The sequence below is a fragment of the Kitasatospora sp. NPDC059577 genome, from assembly GCF_042735475.1.
Taxonomy (GTDB): domain Bacteria; phylum Actinomycetota; class Actinomycetes; order Streptomycetales; family Streptomycetaceae; genus Kitasatospora.
In genome coordinates, this window is record NZ_JBHWBZ010000054.1 from 63,576 (window position 1) to 68,217 (window position 4,642).

3 protein-coding genes and 1 pseudogene are annotated in these 4,642 nt (G+C 75.1%); 1 reads left to right on the top strand and 3 read right to left on the bottom strand.

The genetic code is table 11. From position 1 onward, the window contains the following. Nucleotides 1-1,073, top strand: a pseudogene (locus tag ACFV0O_RS31665) (hypothetical protein); the annotation flags it as partial. 102 nt (nucleotides 1,074-1,175) lie between these two features. On the opposite strand, the gene ACFV0O_RS31670 reads toward ACFV0O_RS31665, so the two are convergent. The 3 genes from ACFV0O_RS31670 to ACFV0O_RS31680 all read right to left on the bottom strand — a co-directional run bounded on the left by ACFV0O_RS31670 (nucleotide 1,176) and on the right by ACFV0O_RS31680 (nucleotide 4,423). Then, entirely contained in the window at nucleotides 1,176-1,763 is a 588-nt protein-coding gene (locus tag ACFV0O_RS31670; protein WP_360249494.1) for a TMEM165/GDT1 family protein, read from the bottom strand. 258 nt (nucleotides 1,764-2,021) lie between these two features. After that, the gene (locus ACFV0O_RS31675; protein WP_380347199.1) at nucleotides 2,022-2,801 is read right to left on the bottom strand and encodes an ABC transporter permease; all 780 of its coding nucleotides are present in this window, start codon (nucleotides 2,799-2,801) and stop codon (nucleotides 2,022-2,024) included. Next, a complete protein-coding gene (locus ACFV0O_RS31680; protein WP_380347194.1) occupies nucleotides 2,801-4,423 on the bottom strand; it encodes a dolichyl-phosphate-mannose--protein mannosyltransferase in 1,623 nt (540 codons plus the stop codon). Before ACFV0O_RS31680 ends, ACFV0O_RS31675 begins: the two co-directional genes overlap by 1 nt. Nucleotides 4,424-4,642 lie beyond the last annotated feature (219 nt).

The following is a 4,642-nucleotide window of genomic DNA, read 5'->3' on the forward strand; positions in this document are numbered from 1 at the left end:
CGCCGGCCGCCCCCCCCCACCGGGCGGCCCCGCCGGTGGGGCCCCCGTCCGACCCGCCGCCCGCGGCCCGGGGGGCGGCGGCGCGGCGGGCCCACGCGCCGCCGCTGGACCCGTTCGCGACCACCGTGCTGCCGCCGGTCGCCCCCGGCGGGCCGTTCGCCCCCGGGCCGCCCTTCGCCGCCGGCGCGCCGGTCACCCCGCCGCTCGGGCCGGACGCGGACGCCTACGCGACCACGGTGCTGCCGCCCGTCCTCCCGGGGCAGCCCCCGCTGGGGCCGGACGCCGACGCCTACGCCACCACGGTGCTGCCGCCGGTGCCGCCCTCCGGGCCCGGCGCGTACGCGGCCGCGCCGCCGCGCTCGCCGGCCGGGGACGGTGGCGGGGGCGAGATCGGCCTCTTCCCCTTCGACAACGCCCCGACCGGGCCCGAGCCGGGGACGGGCGGCGGCCGGGCCGCCCGCCGGGCGGCCGAGCAGGGCACCGGGAGCCCGCTGACCGAGCGCAAGGGTCTGCTGGTCGGGGTCGGCGCCGCCCTGGTGGCGCTCACCATCGGCGTCGCGTACGCCGTGACGCCCTCCGAGCCGGACGCCAAGCAGGCGCAGCCCCTGCCGACCACCACCCTGGCGCCCGCGCCGGTGGACCCGACCCCGGCGGCGGTGCCCACGACGACCGCGTCGGCCTCGACCAGCGAGGCGCCGAGCCCGTCGGCGACGGCGACCCGCAAGCCGACGCCGTCGAAGACCGCCACCCCGACGCCGACCCCCACGCCGACGCCCACGCCCACCCCGACGCCGACACCGACCCCCACCCCGACGCCGACCCCCACGCCGACGCCGACGCCCACCCCGCGGCTGCTGAAGCTGGGGATGACCGGGGCCGATGTCAAGGACATGCAGCAGCGCCTGTACACGGCCGAATGCGGATTCGTCGACAAGTCGATCGTCACCGGCACCTTCGACTACTGGACCCAGTCGGTGCTCGGCGACTACCAGCGCCAGAACCACATCAAGGGCGAGAACAACGTCTACGGTCCCAAGACCCAGTCCGTCCTCACCGCCGATCCCGGCTGCTGACCCCGGGCACGCGGAAGGGCGGCGCCCGCCGGTCAGCGGACGCCGCCCGTCGGCCGGCCGGGGTTCGGCCGGCCGAGGTGGCCGGGGCCACCGGGGCCGCCGTCAGCCGGTGATCGCCCCGAAGAGGCTGACGCCCGCCAGCACCACCATGATCGACGCCGCCACCCGGATGATCAGCTTCATCGGCACGTACTTGAGCAGCTTCTGCCCGCCCACGATGGCGATCCCGCCGACCGCGCAGAGCGCCAGCCAGGAACCGAGGCCCACGGCCAGCGGATCGGCGTACTTGGCGGCCAGGTTGGCGGTCATGATCTGGGTCAGGTCGCCGAACTCGGCGATCGCGACGACCACGAAGCCGGCCCCGGCCACCTTCCAGAAGCTGTTCGAGGACGGCTCCTTGGCCGCGTGCTCGTCCTCGTCCCCGCCGCCGTGGAACAGCAGCATCGCCGCGCCGACCAGGAAGAGCAGGCCGGTGACGCCCTCCACCCAGCGGTGCGGCAGCAGCGACAGCAGGTGCCCGGCGACGAGCGCGATGCCCACCTGGAGGGCGAAGGCGGCGGCGATGCCGGCGAAGACGTAGCTCGCGCGGTACTTGGTACCGAGCACCAGGCTGGCCAGCGCGGTCTTGTCCGGCAGTTCGGCCAGGAAGATGATGCCGAAGGTCAACACGGCGACGGTGAAACTCATCAAGGGATTCCTCGGTCCGGCTGCCCGGCCTCCGCAGCTCCGCCAGGGGACGCTTCGGCCCGACAGCACTGGTCATGGTCACAGCACTGCGGCCGAAGGTCTCGCCGGCAACGCTCTGCGAGCGGTGCCCCGGGCGCCGGGCCCCTGGGGGCCAGTATGTCGACGGTCCGGTGGAGGGCTACTCCCCTTCAACGCCCCCAGCCTACCCGACGCCGCCCGGCGCCCCGACGCCGTCGGCGCCCGGGCCCGCGACCCCGGCCGTCATCGGGCGTCGCCCGGCGCCCCCGCCACCACCCGGCCCCGGCCGACCAGTTCCAGGACCACCACGATCGCCACCGACTCCACCGCCAGCAACCCGACCAGCACGAACAGCTGCACCGCGCCCGCCTGGACGGGCGACGCCCCGCCGAGCAGCATCCCGACGAAGGCCCCCGGCAGGGTGACCAGCCCGACCGTACGGGTCTGGTCCAGGGCCGGGACGAGCGAGGTCGCAGCGGCCGTCCGGCAGATCTCCAGCCGTGCCTCACGCTCCTCGAAGCCCAGCGCCAGCGCCGCCTCCACCTCGCCGCGCCGCTGCCGCAGCTCGTCCAGGGCGCGTCGCCCGGCCAGCGAGGTCGCGCTGAGCGCGCCACCGATCAGGATGCCCGCGACCGGGATGACGGACAGGCCCTTCGGCGGCAGCAGCCCGACGGCCAGCAGCAGGGTGAGCACCGGCAGCACCCCGGCCCCGATCGGCGCGGCCGCCCAGACCCAGCCGGGCCCCGGGGTCATCCGCCGCCCGGCGGTGCGCACCGCGACCGAGAACATCACCAGCACGAACAGCGCGGACCACCAGAGCGAGCCGACCACCCAGGTGATCACGGCGGCGACCGCCGCCAGCTGCACCACCGCCCGCAGCCCGGCCCGCAGCACCGCGTGCCCGTGGCCGAGCAGGCCCTTGCCGGCCACCACGACGGCGGCCGCCAACAGCACGGCGGTGACCACCCCGAGCACCGGGGTGACCGGCAGCAGCTGGCCGCCGCCGGACGCCGCAAGGACCATCAGATCCAGCTGGTGAACCACATCCGGTCCTGCCAGGACGACATCGGGATCACCTCCGCCGTGTACAGCGGGTAGAAGAAGGCGAAGCAGCCGACGATCGCCAGCACGACCGCCCCGGCGCCGATCGCGCCGATCCGGCGGCGCTCGCGGCTGCAGCCGGGCGGGCCGAGCATCGCCCCGAGCATCTGGGCGACGGCCAGGCACAGGAACGGCACCAGCACGACCATGTAGAAGGAGAAGATCGTCCGCTCCTGGTACCGGAACCAGGGCAGGTAGATCCCGGCCACCGCGCACAGCACCGCGCCCGAGCGCCAGTCCCGCCGGAAGAACCAGCGCCACAGCAGGTAGATCAGCGCGAAGCAGGCCGCCCACCACAGGAACGGCGTGCCCAGGCCGAGGATCTGCGCCGCGCAGCCCCCGGAGGAGGTGCAGCCGCGGCTGCCGACGGGGACCTGCTCCCAGTACATCGAGACCGGGCGGCCGTCGACCAGCCAGGCGAAGGGGTTGGACTGGTAGGTGTGCGGGGTGCTCAGGCCGGTGTTGAAGTCGTACATCTGCGAGTGGTAGTGCCACAGACTGCGCAGCGGCGCGGGCACCCAGCTCATCGACACCTGCGGCAGCGGGACGCCCAGGAAGCTGTCCGGGGACAGCCCGGCGCGGCCGTCCGCCCAGTGCCGGTCGTACCCGCCGCCGTTCCCGCCGCCGAGCAGCCAGCCGCCCCAGGCACCGACGTACACCACCAGGGCGGAGCCGACCATGGCCAGGAGGGCCGGTCCGGCGTCCAGCCGCAGCATGGACCGCCAGGGGCGGCGGGCTCCGGCGCCCCGGCGGCCGGCCTGGTCCCACAGCACGGTCAGGACACCGAAGGCGGCCAGGATCGGCGCGCCGTTCCACTTGACCGCGCAGGCGGCACCGATCAGCACCCCGGCGGCGATCCGCCAGGGACGCCACCCGAGCCCCACCCGGTCGGCGTCACCGCCGGTCCCGGCCACGGCTGCCAGCCGGGCGCGGGCGTGGTCGCGGTCGATCAGCAGGGCGCCGAAGGAGCCGAGCACGAAGAACATCTGGATGCCGTCGAGCAGCCCGACCCGGCTCATCACCAGTTGCAGGCCGTCCACCGACATCAGCAGTGCGGCGGTGCAGCCGATCAGGGTGGAGCCGAAGAGCCGGCGGCCGATCCGGGCCAGCATCAGCACGGTGACGGTGCCGAGCAGGGCGGTCATGAACCGCCAGCCGAAGGGGTGCAGGCCGAACAGCTGCTCGCCGATCGCCATCACCCATTTGCCGAGCGGCGGGTGCGCGATGAACTCGGGCGCGGAGGTCAGCGGGACGGACTGCGGGACGGCCAGGATGTCGGCGTTGGCGTGGTCCGGCCAGGTGCCCTCGTAGCCCTGCCGGAGCAGCGACCAGGCGTCCTTGGGGTAGTACGTCTCGTCGAAGACGAAGGCGTTGGGGTAGCCGAGGTTCCAGAACCGCAGCAGGCCCGCGAAGAGCGCGACGCCGATCGGCCCGAGCCAGCCGGAGCGGTCGGCCGCCCAGCGGACCGGGCCGCCGCGCGAAGCCGGTGCGGGGTCGACGGGGGCCGGGGCCACCGGGGGGTGCGTGAGCGCCGCTTGCGTCATTGCCTCGCCGATTCGCCTGTCTGCTCTGCCCGGGCCCCGGCGCTGCGGCCGATCCGGGCGGTCAACAGCCACTGACACTATGTGGCGGTGGTCGCTAAGCCAAGCGCGACGGGGGGCCCCCCCGGGAAGCTGGAAGCCGCCGGCGGCCCACAGCCAGACTAATCCTCCTGCCTCCGCACGGGTCGGGGGTCGCCACCCGCGAGCGCGGGCGCCCCCGGG

Bases quoted from the DNA above. Each gene is read 5' to 3' on its own strand.
- ACFV0O_RS31675 (WP_380347199.1), bottom strand. From the start codon at position 2,801: ATGGTCCTTGCGGCGTCCGGCGGCGGCCAGCTGCTGCCGGTCACCCCG.
- ACFV0O_RS31680 (WP_380347194.1), bottom strand. From the start codon at position 4,423: ATGACGCAAGCGGCGCTCACGCACCCCCCGGTGGCCCCGGCCCCCGTC.